At 32.9% G+C, this 2,230-nt stretch carries 2 protein-coding genes; both read left to right on the top strand.

The window, feature by feature from the left end; genetic code table 11:
- The first annotated feature begins 314 nt into the window (after nucleotides 1-314).
- Nucleotides 315-806: a hypothetical protein gene (locus tag CKF54_RS05920; RefSeq protein WP_119525445.1), complete on the top strand. Its 492-nt coding sequence runs from the start codon at nucleotides 315-317 to the stop codon at nucleotides 804-806.
- A gap of 277 nt (nucleotides 807-1,083) precedes the next feature.
- A complete protein-coding gene (locus tag CKF54_RS05915; RefSeq protein WP_119525444.1) occupies nucleotides 1,084-2,061 on the top strand; it encodes a hypothetical protein in 978 nt (325 codons plus the stop codon).
- The last annotated feature ends 169 nt before the right edge of the window (nucleotides 2,062-2,230 follow it).

Here is a 2,230-nt window from a genome sequence, read left to right as displayed (position 1 = left end):
AAAGGTGGTAACTTAGGAAAAAAAGCTATGCAATTGAAACTAAGCGAGGAAAAGAAAAGTTTGTTAAAGATTTTATCTCTTTCAGAGACAGATTATTTGCTCGCATTGAGGAACGTGTAAAATTTATCTATAAGTTTGAAGAACAATATCAAGAAAAAGTAGATGAACTCTTCAAAAACATAAAACTCAAATTACTCATAGCTAATGAAATCAAGCAAAGAGTTTATAAAGACTTAAACAAACTGAGCTACAAGCTAGGAATAGATAAAAAACTCTTAAGAAATTATCGTAATAAACTCAATGCCTACATTAATTTGTTAGCAAATTACTCAAATAGTAGTTTTGCACATTTTACCGAAGTAATTTTATCTAAACCTATAGAGGTTTTAATAGAAGAAACATATTATGGAGCAGATGACCCTAAATCTACTCATGCAGACAATTTATTAACTGTTATTTGTTTTTGCTGTTTTAGCGCACAATATTATGAATCAAGTATTCCTGAGCACCAAGAGGCACTAGATCTTGCTGAAAATCTTATTACAAACAGCATAACTTCTGAAGAAGGAAAAAGAGTGTGGCAAGAAAAGCAGGAATATGTTGCCAACGCATATAACTCATTATTTAATGCTGCTGAGGAGTTTATGGATGTCATTAAAATAGCTTACGGTCCTGGCACTCTTGGTGAAGAATTGTTTGTAGATGTTCAATCCTTTTCTCACCTAGTAAACCTTATAGGTAGCTCTATTACTCTAGGTTTTTTAGATAAAGAAACCATACAAGAAATTGAGCAAAGTATGAAATAACTTAAGCAAGGCTTTTAGTTCTTGCGTAAGCACCAAGCCTTGAACAAAAAGCTTAGATCTTAGCAAAACCTATACCTTAAGATCTCTATACACATAAAAAACGTCGGACAGTCTCTTGTTGTCCGACGTTTTTTACATTCCCCGAATACAAAATATACAAAAATACGTAAAAATACACAAATATCTCGCTGAGATAAATTATAATATGGTGAATATTGCTTATCCCTTTACAACTTAATATGTGGTATCTTTTCTTTACCACTTTCACGGGAGTATTATGGAACTAAAATTAAAAATCGATTTTGACCAACTACAATTAGACGCTGATGAACTCCAACAATTCAAGCAAAAGTTAGAGAGCCTAGAGATAAAGGAATTTGAAACTTATGAAACTTTTGAAGAAGAATTGGATGAGTTTCTTTTCCACTGTAGAGAAGATATTGAATTCTCTCCTGATCCAGATGATGACAGTTTTGAGATTACAAGTTGGGAAGGTAAATCTTATTTTATTAAAGTACTCAATAATCTAAGACAAGAACTAATCGCCAATCTTGAAACCAGTACTCAAGAAGCAGTCAAGTTTGGCAAACAACATAGATTAAATCACAGTCAGCTTTTACAAAAGTACAAAGAACAGCTAGATAAAACTTACCAATTGAAAGAGGAAGTTTTTAATGATCTAGCTAAACAAAATTATAAGCTGGCAATTAGACCTGAAATTGTACAAGATTATCATAGTCAACTAAATACTTATCTTAACAGCCTCCAAGATTTTCCTCAAAGCACCTTTTATTTTCTTACCGAGCTAGTTAACGCTATTCCTTTAGATACTATTAGAAAAGAAAGCTCTTTCTTAAGTGATGATCACTATACCTTGAACCTTTTACTAGCCGCTGTTTGTGATCACCATAATGTCCCTCTTTCAGTTAAAAAAACCACATTTCAAAAAACTTTCCTCCAACACTTAGGAGAAAAGATTGCTATAACTTTAAGTGATCAAGCTGAAAAGTCATGGCGCGAATCACTCAATAAAATAGCTAAAGCCTGCAATCTTCTAAAAAAGACTATCAAACAGTATAACGCTTCATTGAATGGTATTTATGACAATACCTTTGCAACTGGAGGTGACGTAATCTTTAAAATTGAAGCCCTTGCCTACTTAAGCAACTTTATGGATAGAATAAAACAACAAGGTCTTTTCGATAACCAAACCCTCAAGCAAATTGCTCAAGAGCAAAATCTTGACATGTATTAATTCAAATTCTACAGGTAAAGCTCGAACTAGTAAAACTCGAGCTTTATCCTTGCTCTTCCACTGCAATCAACCTATCTTCTATTTCCCTCAAGCCAACCAATTATCTAAAAAGCATTATGTTACACATCGACGGAATATCTCACGTTTTCAATCCTAAGTTACCACCTTT

The organism is Psittacicella hinzii, from assembly GCF_003585885.1.
In the GTDB taxonomy this organism is placed as follows: domain Bacteria; phylum Pseudomonadota; class Gammaproteobacteria; order Enterobacterales; family Psittacicellaceae; genus Psittacicella.
This window is presented reverse-complemented; position numbering and strand designations above follow the sequence as displayed.